This window comes from Coleofasciculus sp. E2-BRE-01 (genome assembly GCF_040221695.1).
Classification (GTDB): Bacteria; Cyanobacteriota; Cyanobacteriia; order Cyanobacteriales; family Coleofasciculaceae; genus Coleofasciculus.
The window spans coordinates 1-15,670 of record NZ_JAVKEA010000030.1; the positions used below are offsets into that span (position 1 = coordinate 1).

Annotated in this window: 14 protein-coding genes and 1 pseudogene; 8 read left to right on the forward strand and 7 right to left on the reverse strand. The window is 45.9% G+C overall.

The genetic code is table 11. The features are described from left to right. Positions 1-333: pseudogene (locus RIG66_RS03325) on the reverse strand (photosystem II D2 protein (photosystem q(a) protein)); the annotation flags it as partial. 914 nt (positions 334-1,247) lie between these two features. Between RIG66_RS03325 and RIG66_RS03330 the strand changes: the two are divergent. The 4 genes from RIG66_RS03330 to RIG66_RS03345 all read left to right on the forward strand — a co-directional run bounded on the left by RIG66_RS03330 (position 1,248) and on the right by RIG66_RS03345 (position 4,240). After that, positions 1,248-1,445: a zinc ribbon domain-containing protein gene (locus RIG66_RS03330; protein ID WP_446375251.1), complete on the forward strand. Its 198-nt coding sequence runs from the start codon at positions 1,248-1,250 to the stop codon at positions 1,443-1,445. A 61-nt stretch (positions 1,446-1,506) separates the two neighbouring features. Further along, positions 1,507-2,073 (forward strand): photosystem I assembly protein Ycf4, encoded by a 567-nt coding sequence (locus RIG66_RS03335; protein ID WP_006100429.1) that lies wholly within the window; start codon positions 1,507-1,509, stop codon positions 2,071-2,073. Between the two features lie 111 nt (positions 2,074-2,184). After that, the gene (locus RIG66_RS03340) at positions 2,185-2,967 is read left to right on the forward strand and encodes a peptidylprolyl isomerase (RefSeq protein WP_446375194.1); all 783 of its coding nucleotides are present in this window, start codon (positions 2,185-2,187) and stop codon (positions 2,965-2,967) included. Positions 2,968-3,046: 79 nt separating this feature from the next. Then, the gene (locus RIG66_RS03345; RefSeq protein WP_446375196.1) at positions 3,047-4,240 is read left to right on the forward strand and encodes a beta-ketoacyl-ACP synthase; all 1,194 of its coding nucleotides are present in this window, start codon (positions 3,047-3,049) and stop codon (positions 4,238-4,240) included. A 164-nt stretch (positions 4,241-4,404) separates the two neighbouring features. On the opposite strand, the gene RIG66_RS03350 is transcribed toward RIG66_RS03345, so the two are convergent. After that, positions 4,405-5,004, reverse strand: coding sequence for a hypothetical protein (locus RIG66_RS03350; protein WP_446375198.1), 600 nt, complete (start codon positions 5,002-5,004; stop codon positions 4,405-4,407). Between the two features lie 627 nt (positions 5,005-5,631). Beyond that, positions 5,632-5,805, reverse strand: a complete 174-nt coding sequence (locus tag RIG66_RS03355; protein WP_446375200.1) for a hypothetical protein — start codon at positions 5,803-5,805, stop codon at positions 5,632-5,634. A 472-nt stretch (positions 5,806-6,277) separates the two neighbouring features. Here RIG66_RS03355 and RIG66_RS03360 point away from each other — a divergent pair, with 472 nt between their 5' ends. Further along, positions 6,278-6,820 carry a hypothetical protein gene (locus tag RIG66_RS03360; protein ID WP_446375202.1) on the forward strand — a complete coding sequence of 181 codons (543 nt, stop codon included), beginning with the start codon at positions 6,278-6,280 and terminating at the stop codon, positions 6,818-6,820. A 99-nt stretch (positions 6,821-6,919) separates the two neighbouring features. Here the strand turns inward: RIG66_RS03360 and RIG66_RS03365 are convergent, their stop codons facing one another. The 4 genes from RIG66_RS03365 to RIG66_RS03380 form a co-directional block, all read right to left on the reverse strand. After that, positions 6,920-7,093: a DUF6887 family protein gene (locus tag RIG66_RS03365; RefSeq protein WP_446375204.1), complete on the reverse strand. Its 174-nt coding sequence runs from the start codon at positions 7,091-7,093 to the stop codon at positions 6,920-6,922. Continuing rightward, positions 7,077-7,262, reverse strand: a complete 186-nt coding sequence (locus tag RIG66_RS03370; protein ID WP_446375253.1) for a DUF6888 family protein — start codon at positions 7,260-7,262, stop codon at positions 7,077-7,079. Before RIG66_RS03370 ends, RIG66_RS03365 begins: the two co-directional genes overlap by 17 nt. Positions 7,263-7,365: 103 nt before the next feature. Continuing rightward, a complete protein-coding gene (locus RIG66_RS03375; protein WP_446375206.1) occupies positions 7,366-9,216 on the reverse strand; it encodes a protein kinase domain-containing protein in 1,851 nt (616 codons plus the stop codon). A 90-nt stretch (positions 9,217-9,306) separates the two neighbouring features. Then, on the reverse strand, positions 9,307-10,932 hold the full coding sequence (locus RIG66_RS03380; protein ID WP_446375208.1) for an NB-ARC domain-containing protein: 1,626 nt from the start codon (positions 10,930-10,932) through the stop codon (positions 9,307-9,309). A gap of 444 nt (positions 10,933-11,376) precedes the next feature. On the opposite strand from RIG66_RS03380, the gene RIG66_RS03385 reads away from it, so the two are divergent. The 3 genes from RIG66_RS03385 to RIG66_RS03395 all read left to right on the forward strand — a co-directional run bounded on the left by RIG66_RS03385 (position 11,377) and on the right by RIG66_RS03395 (position 15,560). Beyond that, complete coding sequence (locus tag RIG66_RS03385; RefSeq protein WP_446375210.1) at positions 11,377-13,089, forward strand: extracellular solute-binding protein; 1,713 nt, start codon at positions 11,377-11,379, stop codon at positions 13,087-13,089. A 332-nt stretch (positions 13,090-13,421) separates the two neighbouring features. After that, on the forward strand, positions 13,422-14,144 hold the full coding sequence (locus RIG66_RS03390) for a hypothetical protein (RefSeq protein ID WP_446375212.1): 723 nt from the start codon (positions 13,422-13,424) through the stop codon (positions 14,142-14,144). A gap of 291 nt (positions 14,145-14,435) precedes the next feature. After that, positions 14,436-15,560 (forward strand): substrate-binding domain-containing protein, encoded by a 1,125-nt coding sequence (locus tag RIG66_RS03395; RefSeq protein ID WP_446365965.1) that lies wholly within the window; start codon positions 14,436-14,438, stop codon positions 15,558-15,560. Positions 15,561-15,670 lie beyond the last annotated feature (110 nt).

A 15,670-nucleotide genomic window follows, 5' to 3' on the forward strand; every position in this document is an offset into this window, starting at 1 on the left:
CCAAAGCCCACCGATTTGACACCAACGGGTGAAGTCGCCTTGGGCTTCAGGTCCCCACAGTAGCAGTAGGGAATGACCGAAGGTATCGGCGGGGGTGGAAACCGCCACAGTTAGGAAGTTACAGCCTTCCAAGTAGGAAGACGCTAAACCGTGGGTATACCACGAGGTAACAAAAGTTGTACCGGTTAGCCAAGCTCCAACCGCCAAGTAGGCGCAGGGGAGCAGGAGTATACCTGACCAACCGATGAATACAAAGCGATCGCGCTTTAGCCAGTCATCGAGTGCGTCAAACCATCCTCTTTGGCTGGGAGCGCGTCCGACAGCTATGGTCATCGTTTCAAATCCTCTTACATTAAGGGTTTACAAGGATTTTTCCCTTGACAGTTCCACAGCGATAGACTGGGAATTTTTGACACTCTCCCTTCTTCTAGAAAGGAGATTCTATGGAAATTTCGTTCCATATATCCCGATCAACGGGTTCCCAGGCACACGACGGAAAGCCATAAGGGCATCGTGTTATCTCCTAACCCCTGTTAATTCAGGGTTGGGCGTTTCAAACCTTCGCGGTTTGGGTTTCGCCGAGTCCCGGCGTACCTTAACTGTGAGAAAGTCAGCCGACTTGACTAACTTTGCCTGAATACCGGGTGTGCCAAGCACCCTAGCGTTACCAGCTTATAATTTAACTGGCGTGGACTTAATTTTTCTTAAACTATCATATTTTTACACGAATCCTCGATTTTCGCTAGGGAGAGTAGGGGATTCAGTGCTTCAATACCATAATAGTCAAGGTTGGGAAATTTACAAATTGATACATCTGACTCAGAATTGCCCTTGAGCAGCACAGGGGGTCATCGGTTGGCTTAAGACTTATGAGCGGCTACCTGTTGGCTTTCAGCCCAAGTCTGTGACCCTATCCAGGACGGAACCAAAAATGGCATTGTAAATAATTCTCCAATCTACGTGACTTTATTTGCTATTATTTTCTATTGGGTCTAGCTAAGATGACATAAAATAACCGAAGCGGCTCTTGGGGGGTGAACCCTTGAACAATCTCTCCCTCAGGTGTACAAAGACCATTACCCATACATCACAACGGAATAAAGGTTAAACAGGGAAAACGAGGGACGTTCTCTCGCCTGTCTAACAGGCGGCTGTCTCATTGGCTGTATAGAACTTTGGTGCAGTTGTTGCAAAGGAAGTGTGTTAGCGAAGCGGGGCGAAGCCCGGAGGAGGGGATTCAGCTAGTGGTGAAAGACCCCTTCAAAACCTCGCAGTTCTGCTCAAGCTGCAACAGATGGGATAGACGAAACCGAAAAGGTGACAGGTTTAGGTGTGTTCATTGTGGCTACCTTGCCCATGCTGACCACAACGCGGCACACAACCTGGAGCTTTTAGGCGTGGCGGGAGTTTATGGTCTCCGTTCCTACTTAAGTTCAAAAAGTTAAAGTTTTGGATAACCATAGTAATAGGCGGAGCGTATTGTAGAGAGTGAAGGAACAGGATAGTATGACAGCCACCCCAACCCAACAAGAGAACAAAATACTGCGTCAATCTGTTTTAGGCTCTCGGCGATTGAGCAACTACTGGTGGGCGGTAGTCGCCTCAATCGGTGGTACAGGATTTCTTTTAGCCGGACTTTCCAGTTATTTTCAACGGGATCTCTTGCCTGTGGGCGATACCAGAGGTTTACAGTTTATCCCTCAAGGCATCGCCATGAGCTTTTACGGGATTGCTGGCTTGCTCTTTGCCCTCTATCTCTGGCTGGTTATCCTTTGGGATGTTGGCGGCGGATACAATGAGTTCAACAAGGAAACCGGAATGGTAAAAGTTTTTCGTTGGGGCTTTCCAGGCAAAAACCGCAAAGTCGAGTTTAGCTGTCGCCTTCAAGATGTGCAATCGATTAAAGTTGAGATCAAAGAAGGGCTTAATCCCAACCGCACTCTCTACCTGCGCGTCAAAGATCGCCGGGAGGTTCCACTCACTCGTGTAGGACAGCCTTTGTCCCTATCGGAACTGGAAAACCAAGGTGCAGAACTGGCTCGTTTCCTCGCTGTCCCCCTAGAAGGCATGTAATCGGAAATTCAGGTTAACTATCTCCTTTTTGGTAGAGAAAAGGCAGAGGGGGGAAGACTCTAAGGCAGAATGATTAAGTAGCATAAGCTACAAGAAGGTAGGTTAATAAATATGCAAGTAATCGTCCGGCGCTGGTTCCTGGTTGTGGTAGTAATTGTTGGCTTAAGTCTCGGAGCTTGTAGTTCGTCAAAGGTGGCATCCCAAAACACGACGGATTCCTCAACAGCCGCAACAACAGAAACGTCGGTAGCTCAGGTCACTAATCCTCAAATTAGCAACTTACCCCGATTAGAGGGAAAAGCGACCGTTGTTTTAACGGTTAAAGATTCTCCGATTACCATTGAGGTCGATGGCACAAATGCCCCAATTACAGCCGGGAATTTTGTCGATTTGGTCGAGCGGGGTTTTTATGACGACTTAGTGTTTCACCGAGTTGTGCGTGAACCCCAACCTTTTGTGGTTCAGGGAGGTGATCCCCAAGGGAAAGACCCCAATGTTCCGGTAGAACGTCTGGGAACCGGGAGTTTTACTGACCCGAAAACAGGGCAGCCTCGTTACATTCCTTTAGAAATAAAGCCAAAGGATGCCGAGGCTCCCATCTATAGCAAAACGTTGGAGCAAGCTGGAATTTCTGCTCCTCCGGAGTTGCAGCATACTCGTGGTGCTGTGGCGATGGCACGCTCATCGATGCCAGATTCAGCCTCATCGCAGTTTTATATCGCACTATCGGATCTGTCTTTTCTAGATGGAAATTATGCGGTGTTCGGCTATGTTAAAAATGGCATGGATGTGGTAGATACTATCCAAGTGGGCGATCGCATCGAGTCAGCCGAAGTCACCCAGGGACTGGAAAATCTGAAACGACCTGAGTCTGAGGCAGAAGAATCTCCCTAGTCGGGGGAGCTGGGGGAGCAGAGGGAGCTGGGGGAGCTGGGGGAGCTGGGAGAAGAAAGTCAATAGTCAAAATTTGGGTTTGCATTCGGTTGTTGTTACAGGAATTGGTCTAATCTCAGCATTAGGGGGTTTAGAACAGAGTTGGCAACGACTGCTTAATGGTGAGTCAGGGATTCGCTCTTATCAACCCTTTCCAGAATTACCTGTTCGACCCTTGGCGCTAATCAATTCCGTGCCAAGTTCATTAACGAGGTTGACTCAGGTCATCGTCGCCGATGCTCTGGCTGATGCCAATCTTCAGACACCGATGCCTAATTGTGGTGTGGTGGTTGGCTCTAGTCGTGGCTGTCAGGCGTCTTGGGAAGAGTTGATCAGAGCCGCTCTTGAGCAGGGAAGTGGTGGCGTAGGGGAGCTATTCTCCAGTCGCCATTCCTCCCGGCTGAAGCAAGAGACTTGGTTAGAAACATTGCCACATCAAGCCGCGATCGCAACAGCTCGTCAAATTGGCTCGATGGCACCTGTGTTAGCACCCATGGCAGCTTGTGCCACGGGAATTTGGGCGATCGCACGGGGGGTTGAACTGATCCAAATCGGTCAATGTCAACGGGTTATTGTCGGTGCGGTGGAAGCCCCGATTACCCGGTTAACCTTGGCAGGATTTGACAAAATGGGGGCTTTGGCAAAAACAGGGGCTTATCCCTTTGACCAACGACGAGAGGGTTTAGTGTTGGGTGAAGGGGGAGCGGTTTTGGTGTTGGAGTCAGCAGAATTAGCGTTGAGTCGCGGTGTGCCAATTTATGGACAAATCTTAGGCATGGGATTAAGTTGTGATGCATACCATTTTACTACGCCCAAGTCAAGTAGCAAGAGTGCGATAACCGCAATTCAGCAATGTTTAGACCGAAGTCATCTTTCCCCCACTGAGATTGACTATATTCACGCTCATGGCACAGGGACTCGATTAAACGACGAGAATGAAGCCCAGTTAATGGATGATTTGTTTACCCATAGAGTAGCGGTAAGTTCAACCAAGGGAGCCACGGGTCATACCTTAGGTGCATCGGGCGCGATCGGTGTCGCGTTTTGTTTGATGGCACTCAAGCATCAGATATTACCGCCTTGTGTAGGCTTGGGCAAACCCGCGTTTGATTTAGATTTGGTGACCCAAGCCCGTCGGCACAAGGTTCGCCAAGTATTATGTTGGAGTTTTGGTTTTGGGGGTCAAAATGCAATCCTGGCTCTGGGGAAGTATAGCAGTCCCAAGGCAGGTTAGGACATTCTTTACTGTTCCCTATTCCCTGTTCCCTGTTCCCTGTTCCCTGTTCCCTGTTCCCTGTTCCCTGTTCCCTGTTCCCTGTTCCCTGTTCCCTGTTCCCTTCTCATCATACTCAACGTTAATTGTGTCCGACTACTTAAATTTAAATCCATGACAGCTTATTAGTTTTGAGTGTGATTATCTGCAGTCAAGGACGTTGGGTTACTCATTTGCAGTGCCGTTTTCGTATCCATACCTGTCTTTTCCCAAATTGCCTCTAACACAGAATTTTCATCCAGTTCAGCACTAATGTAAGTGGTATTTTCGCTAGCCACGATTGCCTGGGCTTGGGCGGCGATATCGGGATATTTTTGGAAGACGGCTTGAAGAACTTGATCTCGGCATTGGAAAAGTTCGTCATAGCCAAAAACGCGATCGCACTCCCAGAATTGAACCGCTAATTGGTGTCCGGCTAACGCTGACTTAACAGTGGCTAGAATCTCAGCATCCCCGTAGGCATTTTCGACGATAGGTGTCAGATCACTTATATCTTCGCCATATTCTTTGGGATGAATATCACCTTCAATTTTGATTTGGATCACACGCAATTCCTCAAGCGCTGTTTCCAGAGGGGGTGGAATTACAGGGGGTGAGGTTTTATTGGCGATTTCGTCCGAACGATTGGCATCCGTACTTTCCGAACGCACGGATAGTATACTCAGCACACAGCTTACGAGTAGGGTAACTGTCATGAAGATCAGCGCTAATTTCTTAAATTGCATCTGTCAAACTATTAAAATAAATGGATTAGCCGCCCGCTTGAGTTTATTATTCCCAAGTCACTAGCCAAAAATCACCAAAGCCATTTTAAGGAAACGAGTTTTAATCGTGAGACTAAAGCAGGAAAGCCTGGTGGCTCAATCTTAACATTATGTTTGAGCCTTATGGGGATTTGATTTTGGTGTTAATCTATCCGTGCTCATTAAGTTGACAGGACTATCTTATAATCCTATTTTCAAAGCAAACTCTTAAATGTTTTTGGGGCTTAAATATATCTTAAAGTTTCCATAGTTTAATTTTTTATTGAAGATATATAAGATCTTAGACTAATTTCTTCAATCTTCTGCATACTGGGGAGTTGCTGAATAAGGGTTGGGGTAAGGATAGGGAACGGAAAGCGGTTGTCGTGCAAGCGTCTGGCTCGCTATTTTGTCGGAGTTTTTATCTATTGAGGCTTATTTATTGCACTTTATGAACCTTTAATTGTCCTGAAACCCTTTCTTTTTAAGGGTTTCCAGTTTTTGCAGCAAGTTCTACTTAAGAATAATGGCAGCAGGTATTCCTTACGGAGTATCCTTTTGAAAGATCGTAGCCTCTCTGCCAACAGGCTTATTCCTAAGGCATCAGGCTTATAAATGTGTGAAGCTGATACCCGCGATCGCGAGTTTTTTGATCGCCATTGGTGCGAGTACAATTAACACCTTAAGCCACACAGGGGCAAGCACCAGGCTAACCAATAGGCAAATCATGGCAGTAAACGCGGCGGCAAGTTGGACAATTTCTTCTGTCGTGTTAACAACCACACAAACTGCTGCGAAGGTGATTGTTAAGGTTATCAATAAAACCAAAAGCATAATAACTCACCAGGGTAGATTCGATTGAGCGATGGTTTGTGTTCCTGGGACTGATAAGACTTATGCCTGTCTCTCCACTCTCATTTTGACTGGCGACTGGGTTGTGATGCGAGGAACAATCAAACCTCCTCTCTTAACGACTACAAATTTTTAGATGGGAGTGTCAAGAGGTATCCAGGGTTTCACACAAGCTTCATCAAAGCTTCATGAAGACCTCATGAAGGCTTAATAATAGGATTAGGGGTAGCCAACCTCGAATTGCCACACTTGGCTAAATCACATCGAGTTTCATCCCTAGGTTAGTTGCGCGATTACCTAAGAGATGTTTTTGAACTGACGCATGGAAATAAGTCCTATAGGAGAGGTTGGCTCTAGCTACTTACTCTTACAATTTATGAAGAATTAACCCACAAAGCTATATATGATTCTCTCTACTGATATCCAGATTCCCTTTTCTCGCTCCATTGTTTTTGCGACCTACCGTGATAGGTTAATGGAGTTAATCCCCTATATGACGAATGTTCGGAGCATCGACGTGAAGTCCCGTCATCAAGACAATGCATGTATTCACGCCGTCAATGAGTGGCATGGTGGTGGCGAGATTCCAGCTCCGGTTAGAACACTGTTGAGCAAAGATATGCTGAAGTGGACAGAATATAACACCTGGAATGAGTCAGATTATACTCTGGTATGGAGTATAAAGACTCACGCCTTTACCGAAGCTGTTCACTGCGCTGGCAAGAATCGCTTTTTGAATGATCATGGTCAGACGTTGATTGAAAGTCGCGGCGAAATCAGGATTGATCCTAAGCGGATTCAGGGAGTCCCACCGTTGTTAAAAAACAAGGTTGCATCCGTGGTTGAGGATTTTCTGAGCAAAAAAGTTGAACCTAACCTGCTACAGATGAGTGAAGGGGTACGTCAATATCTAGACCAACAAACCATTAAATACAAACTTGCTTAAAGCGGTTTTGTGGTTTGGCATACAAGTTCGTAGTAAGAGTTTTAGCCTTATTCAACCATTTTAGGTGTGCCACGCCGCCATCGTAGTGGACTGACACAGCTAAAATTGTGGAATAGATTTTATCAACTCAAAAACGGCTGCTTCTACTGTTGCTACCGAATCATAGACTCTATCTGCATAAGCATAGAAAGCGCTATCGTCATCTCGATGAGCTAGCAAATAGGAGCGTAATTCCTTTTTGCTCATTGTCTGAAAATTAGGTTGCATCGTCATAAATTAACTCACCATCAGGGTCAATTAATATTTTTATATCATCCCCAGCCAGAATAAACAAATTGCCTGTGCGTTCATCGATGCGAACGAGGAAAATAAGCTGGTACATCCTGGTTAAAGCATAACAAACTAAGTAACACTTCGATGCCTGGACTGCCGTTGGAAAAATTTTTCATCCTCCATCCATTTCAGTCTATCTAGTTTACATTTTTCCAGCCCTTGAGACTTTAATGCTTACCCTATAGCTGAACAACGATCGCACGGACAGAACGTTAAACTGACTGCCAAAGCTTAATTTTGCGATCGCTTCCCGCGCTGACGAGAATATCCCCATGGGGACTAAAGGCTAGAGAACGAACGGGTTGGGCATGTCCTGACAGCTTGGTTAATCGTTGACCATTTTGAACATCCCACAATTCAATTAGCGCACCACTTCCACTGGCGAGAACTTGACTATCGGGACTAAATGCCAAAGCCGCCACGCCAGGTGACTCGGGGGCAAACGTCCGTAATAATTTACCCGTTTGGGGATTCCAGAGGGTTATGGCCCGACTGCTACCACTGGCAAGCATCAGACCATCTGGGCTAAATTCTAGACAGGTAATGTTTGTAGACTGATTGGTAAACGTCATTAGCGGTTTACCATTATGAGGATTCCAAAGTTTTAGAGTGCCATTTAAACTGCCCACGGCACAACTATGACCATTCGGGTTAAAGGCAATATGTCGGGCTGAATCTGAATTTCCGGCTAAAATACGCAGCAATTTACCTGTTCGTACTGCCCAAAGTTTAATTTCCCAATCCCCGCTACTAATTAAGATCTGACCATTAGGACTAAATATAATATCTCGCACCCGATCCGCACGACTCACCAAAGTATTAATCAGTTTTCCGGTGCTGAGTGACCACAGTTTGATAGTTTTATCAAAACTGCCACTGGCTAAAATCTGACCATTTGGACTAATTGCCACACAGGTTACACGGTGGCTATGTCCAGTTACGTTATGCAAAGGTTTGCCGAGGCGTAATGCCCACAGTTTAATGCTTTTGTCATAACTGCCACTGACTAACGTCTTACCATCTGGACTGATAGCAATGGCACGAATCTCATCTGTATGTCCAGAAAGAGTCCGACGCAGTTTCACCTTTTCCCAGGGATTGGGTGAGGTGGAAATGGGCAATAACTGAGTAATTAGAGACATCAGTCCTTTGGCTTTGGACTGAATTGGCGATCGCTTCTTGATCGGAATCGGTGCTGGTGGCGGTAAGGAAGGGGTGGGAGCAATAATGTCTTCAATACAACGGCGAATCATGGCTGGGGTTTGCGGGCGCTGACCGGGAAACGTCGCCATCAGATAATCGACTAAATCGGCTAATTCTTTGCTAACTTGCGGCGCACTCTCTCGCCATTGCAATTTGCCCGTCCGGGGGTGAGACTCAAAATCGTTGGGAGATTTGCCTGTGAATAAATAGACAAAGGTGCGACCTAGGGCAAAGAAATCCGATTGCGCTACGGCTTTACCTTCCATTTGTTCCGGTGGGGTATACCCACTAGAAATAATCACGGTGCCGGTTTCATCTTGTTTTTGCCGTTGTAAGTAGGTTTCGGTGATCTCCCGCACTGCCCCAAAGTCAATTAATGCCAGTTGCCCATTCGGTCGCAGGATAATATTGGAGGGCTTGATATCTCGATGGATTAGCTCTTGTTGGTGCAGTTGTTCTAAAATATCTAAAAGTTGTTTCAACCACGCGATCGCTTGGTCTTGATTGAGGACAGGTTTTTTGCGACCGGATCGCCACTGCTTCAACGTGATCCCCTCAATTTTCTCCATGATTAAGCAGTGCAAGGAGACTTCTGTCCCCTGCGACCAGACAAAATAGCCATCTGACTTAACTCTGGGAATACCAGGATGTTGAAGCCGACTCAAGACCATAGCTTCACGCTGGAATAAGGATACAGCTTTTTCTTTAGCGTCATAGCTGTAAAACCGATCCAGATTCAGAACTTTCAGGACTTTGGCAATTCCCTGATCATCGACTTCAAAGGTTTGACTAAACCCACCTTTACCGAGTGTTCGCAGGACTCGATAACGATTTTGAAGCAACAGGTTGGGGTATATCATGAGGGGGGTTAGAAACAGTAATCTTGGCTACGTCGCAGTATCACTTATCTCTTTTTGCTTCGCCACTTATGCCAAACCTCTAGGGTCTGCTTACAATCTGCCTTCAATCGCATCCAATAAGTTGATCGTGTTAAGTCGTGCATATCCCACCATTTGGTCAGATGTTCCTTCTAGTATAGAAAGAATCGCTTTAAGTTGATCATCTAGGCGATCTGTGTCTTTTAACACATACAATCGATCCCTGACGCGAGTAAGAATTAGGCGAATTTGTAGCGTCTTCAAATCATCGGATACCTGTTCTTTGACTAGGGCATGACTCCTGAGCAGCCCCAGTTGACTTACGGATTTGGTTTTACAAACAGTTGAAATTTGCTGACACACCTGGTCAATAAATTGATTGGTGGCATACTTCAACAGAGCCGGCTGAATGGTGAAAATCGCTTCATTAGCTTCAGCATTGGGTTCTTTTTCCAACAGCGATCGGCGTTTGAGGGATTCCAACGCTGCCAGGAGTTTCGATAAGGATGTCACCGAAAACTTCATTGCCTCTTTTAGTTCCGAAATTGAAAGCGGCTGATTTTCCAGTGCCAACCAATAAATGATTTCCTGTTCTAAAGGAGATAAACGTTGGAATTGTTGATTAAAAACATTCGGTAAAATATCACCAATAATTAATGTACTTTGCTCTAAAAATTCCGAAATATTTCCGTCAAATATTTCTTGGATAGTTGTCGCCATAATTTTTAGGGCTAACGGATTGCCGCGATAAAGCTGAATCAAGGCATCAGCACTTGACTTTAAGGAAGAAAATCCTTTCGTTTCTAAAATGCGTTTGGCATCCTCCGCACTTAAGCCTTTGAGTTTGAGTTCTCGAACAGGGAGTTTTGTACCCGCTAATGAGGCAATTTCTATCGGTTTTTCCCGACTAATCAGCAGTAAGCAACTTTGATGGCGTTCTTCAGCCATGCGCCGAATCAGTTCCCCGTAGTCTTGATACCCGTCTCGATAATGTCCGGCTAACCTGCCACTACTCATGATAGTTTCCACATCATCGAGGAGCAACAAACAGCGATGGCGTTGGCAGTAGTCCATCAGTTGCGAAATTTGACCGTTAGTGGTATTGGGTGACTCTTGTTCCTTACCCTCCGATAAAAAGTCGATGATCTCAGTGAGGAGATCACCCAGGGGTGAAGCATGACGTAGCGATCGCCAGATCACATATTCAAAGGAAGATTGTACCTGTTCAGCTACCTTCGCTGCCAGGGCGGTTTTACCGATTCCCCCCATTCCCAGGAGTGCTACGATACGACAGCGTTCTTTGCCAATCCATTGGTCTAGCTGTTTCAGTTCTGACGTGCGACCGTAAAAGATGGAGATGTCAATGGTTTCTCCCCAATCTTGGCGGCTACGACTATTGGAGGGTGTCGTCTTGCCTTGATCGACAATTTCTTCCCAGTTGAGTCCTAAAACGTGACAATATGCTTTAAAGGCATGAGCGCTAATGGGTTGTCTTCCGGCTAAAAACCGCTTCCATGTTCCTTGAGAGAGTCCAGTAGCATAAGGTCCCCCAGTATACCACGGTTTATCCGGTTCCAGTATGCGACTAGCCTCAAGCAAGCAGGTGTCGTCATCGTCAAGACTCCAACTCCACCCCTTTTCGTTTCTGGCTTGCTTGATTTTAGCGAGTCCCCATTGAGAGGCTTTAAGAGTCGGCACTGTCTCACCTTAGTTTTGCCATTTGTCAAGATCGATTTTAGAGCAATTTCTAACGTTATGGATAAAAGCACACATTCAAAGAGGTCATGACCCAAATAATGGAGTCACGCTCATTATGCCCTGAACTAAAGTAATCTTCCAGAAGGCTGGTGTTTATTGTGACAATTGTATCATATATACTGTTGAGCTAAAGGGCAATTACCTGGTACTGTCCAATACCAAAACGGGCAAAGCCAGTTAATTGTAGGGGCGGGTTTAGCCATTCAAGCTAGCTTTTTATTAATAACTGAGCAACAAAACCCGCCCTTATTCAAAGGTAATGGCGTAGCACACTTCCTCTTAACAATCTAGGGCTAAAGCCCTGACTACGAACGAACTCCTCAAACAGGCGCGATCGCTCCTACACTAGAGTTATAATACCTAGTCATTAATGTAGAGGCTTCTATGCATCTGCAACCTCGCCCATTCATCACTCGCCTTACGGCTGTCCTCAGCCTTCTACTCCTCAGCGCTTGTAACGGGAGTAACACGAATCCAGACAATTTCAGTGGTCTCACAGTTAAATTCCTCGCAGGTAGCGCCTTGGGAGACTTCTGCAACCAAGCGGCGGAACAATTTAATCAACAACAACCCCAACTTGATAATGGCATCGCCATCCGCCTAACCTGTGAATCAATGGGGAGTGGCGATATTGTTACTAGCCTGGTTTCTCAAGGCTCACAACTCAAAAATGGCACCCTGGAAGCAGAATCTGCGGAATTGCCCACATTGATTTCCGTGGATGGCGAAATTTACCAAAGTCAGCTAATCTACCGGATGAATCAGCTATTTCCCGGACAAAACTACATCCCGGAGATTACCGACTCCCCCCTGCTGGCAAATAGTCCGATGGTATTTATGGCACAGGAGGATGTAGCTACAGGATTGAAGAACACGGCTGATCCCTTCAAAGCCTTAGTCACAGCCGAAACCCATCAAGATATTGACCCCGCCAGTCCCCCCTTAGCCGTTCACTATGTCCATACCGCCCCCACCCGTTCTAATTCTGGCTTACAAACCTTAGTCGCCCAATATGCGGCGGTTTCGGGGAAGCGCCCGGAAGATTTAACGGTGGAAGATGTTAAGAACTATGAATCCCAAGTTCAGCAAATCCAAAGCAAAATTACTCGGTATGGCGTTTCCACCGATTCTCTAGCGGAAGCCATGGTGCAAAATGGACCGTTTTGGGCGTCTGTGGGTTCAGTTTATGAGTCTTCGGTGATTGCGGCGAATGCGAACCCTCAACCTAATCAACCTCGTTACCAAGCCGTTTATCCTAACGCCACTTTTACATCAAATATGCGGGCGATTATCCCCAATGCGCCTTGGGTGAGTGAGGAAGAAAAAGCCGCCGCCGAGAAGGTTGTTACTTATTTACAATCGCCTGAAGCCCAACAAATTGCCACGGAACTCGGTTTGCGCCCAGGAACCCCAGGCGTGGCTTTAGGACCTAAGTTTATCCCAGAATTTGGCGTTAACCCCCAGGCGAAATACGATTCCTATCGCCCCCCTCAACCTGAAGTTGTTGAGGCAATGTTAACCTCCTGGCAAGAGGTGGCAAAGAAACCGTCCCAAGTGGTTGTGGTTGTGGATACATCAGGTTCGATGACGGGTAATAAGTTACCTGCTGTACAGAATACATTGCAGAAATATATTAATAGTTTAGGGTCTAAAGATAAGATTGCCCTGATTGATTTTGATGAGGAAATTCGCGAACCTGTGTTAGTCGAAGGAACTGATGCCGGACGGAATCGCGGTTTGGAGTTTATTAGTGGTCTCAAAGCTGATGGAGGGACTAAACTTTATGATGCAGCGCTTTATGCCCGTAACTGGTTGCAAGAAAATCCGCGCCCGGATGCGATTAATGCTGTGCTAATTCTCACCGATGGTGAAGATTCTGGTTCTCAGATTAATCTGAATCAACTGGAACAAGAATTGCAAAAAAGTGGGTTTAATAGTGATCAGCGAATTGCCTTTTTTACCATTGGTTATGGCAGGGAAGGTGAGTTTGATCCTCAAGCGCTGAAGGCAATTGCTGACCTGAATGCAGGCTATTACCGTAAAGGAGATCCAGAAACGATTGCTACGGTTATGAATGATTTGCAGGTTGAATTTTAGTTGGTCATTGGTATTATGTCATTGGTCATTCTTCAAGTCGTTCTCGGCTTTAATACAGATGCGCCGAGTTAAGTTAGGGGTTTTCTCCTAAACGTTATTAGTAAAACCTGTCCCGACAAACGTAAGTAAAGGGCGGGTTTTGTAGCCAAGCTAGGAAAAACAATCAACATTAGTCCCTAAACCCGCCCCTACAAATAGGTTCCCTCGACAGAAACGAAGGATCAATATAAAAACTATTGCATTCAGTCAGGGCGGGTTTAGTCGCATCTGGGTTAGGCAAGAAACGATAATAGTGAAACCCGCCCCTACACAAAATACACAATACAAAACCGATGAAACTGGCAAATCCACTTAACTACCCTTTAGCTGTACTCGCTGGCGGAATTGTCCTTGTTGTCGGCGTTCGTCTGGCTAACTTACCCAGTGTGGCAATGTTACCATTTGCCGCCGTTATTGCTACAGGCGGCGCGATCGCACTCAAATCTAAAGAACCGGAAACACTGAATCTAGAGAACCCGGAACTGGCGCGGGAACTGCAATTGGTCAAACAGCAAGCCCAGACGTTAGCAGGGAAAGCGGAGATATTGCGATCACAGGCGACTCAACTCTTAAGCGATGGCTTAGAAGTCGAGTTACTCGCCGCCGTTCAGTATACGTGCGATCGCGCCTCTGAATTGCCTGCTAAAGTTGACCAGTTGACTCAACGCTTCCAAGGGGCTGATTCCCTATTATCCGTCAGTGATTTACAACAACAACTCGAACAGGTCAATCAAAAACAAACCCAAGCCAGTGGTGTTGCTAAAGACCAACTTAACAAACTTACAGAAAGCTTGCAGCGTAATCTTCAGTTAGCGCGTCAGGGACAAGATGCGCGTCAAGCACAAGTTACCAGTCTTTCGACTATGATTGCTGATGCAGCCGGGGTGTTGCAGCAACTCCAAAATAAGCTAAGAACTGCCGATTTAAATGACTCCGAACAAGCCAGAGAACTCCGTTCCTTGAGTGAAGAACTTCATAGTTTAGAAGAGAGTTTCGATCTATTGGTAACAAAATAATCCAAGTACACCAGTCCAGTAGACATATTTGACATAATACTCAAACCATGCATTGCTTAGAAAACCGATACAGTAGTCCGATTGATCGGGTAAATCGCCACCTTAGCGACCAAAATTCTCCCGACAGAATAAGGGCGGGTTTTGCTGATCAGTTATTAGTGACAAGCTTACCTGAGAAGCTAAACCCGCCCCTACAATTGATTAATCATAGACGTGGTATGAAAACAAACGTTTGACTTTTGACTTTTTACATCCGCGTAGTGGTACTAGCAATTTCTTCTCCCCAGAACAATGGCAACCCAAACTCGTCAATCTCAAAACCCAACCCGGCTGTTAACCTCCATTGGCATTATCCTGGTATCTTTAGGCTTAACTTACACCCCCTTACCTGGATTCAACCAGACTGTTATTGTGGTTAGTGGAACTGAACTGGCTGAACCCCTGCAAAGTCTAGAAGCCAAGTTTGAGGAAGAAAATCCGGGAATTGACTTAGAACTCAAGTTTCAAGGTTCCCAGGATATGGTCAATAACTATATTGATAACCAGAACGACTTCCAGCCTACGGTACTCATTCCTGCCAGTAGCGAGATTGTACAGGAATTACGCGATCGCATTCAGGCGCAACAGAATGGTGAACCTTTCTACAATACGCCTCAACCTATTGCCAAAACGATCCTTGTGGGTGTGGCTTGGACTCAACGTGGCAATATTCTGTTTCCCAACGGGCGTTTCCAATGGCAACGGGTTGAACAAGCCATGCAAGCAGGAAACTGGGAAGAAATTGGCGGGAATAACGATTGGGGCAGTTTTGATTTTGTAATTACCGATCCTACCCGTTCTAATAGTGGTCAGGTAACGTTAGGACTATGGGCGCAGTCTAAATTAGGCGGACGTCCACTCAGCAGCGCTACATTAAACAATCCTGAAATTAATTCCTTATTTAGTTTAATTAAGCGTTCCGTCTATCAGCCGCCCCGTTCAACTGATATATTACTACAAGAATTTATCAGTCGGGGTCCCAATGATGCAGATGTGGCTACCGTGTATGAAAGTATTGCCCTTTATCGTTGGCAGCAATCAGCCGCGAATCAAGGCAAACCCTACCAAATTTATTACCTTGATCCGACAATTGAAACGGTATCGACCGCCGCCATTGTACGACGCAATGTGAATGAAGGAGAGGCAAAAGCTGCCCAACAATTTTTAGAGTTTCTGACTCAACCACCCCAACAGGAAGTGTTTGTGCAGTACGGTTTCCGTCCCGTTAATAATACCGTTGATTTACAAACCGTTGCCAATAGTCCTTGGTCTCAGACTATTCCAGGTGCTGAGATAAATCCCCCTGGAAACGTGATTCCACCCCCGGATAAGCAAGTGTTAACTGAAATTCAACGGTTATGGGAGAGGGCAAATTAATGAAGTCATTCGTCATTTGTCATTTGTCATTCGTCATTTGTCCTAGGAACCATAACGTACCATTTCAGTAAGCCGTCATAAAAAACCGTGGAACTCTCTAAGTCCCACGA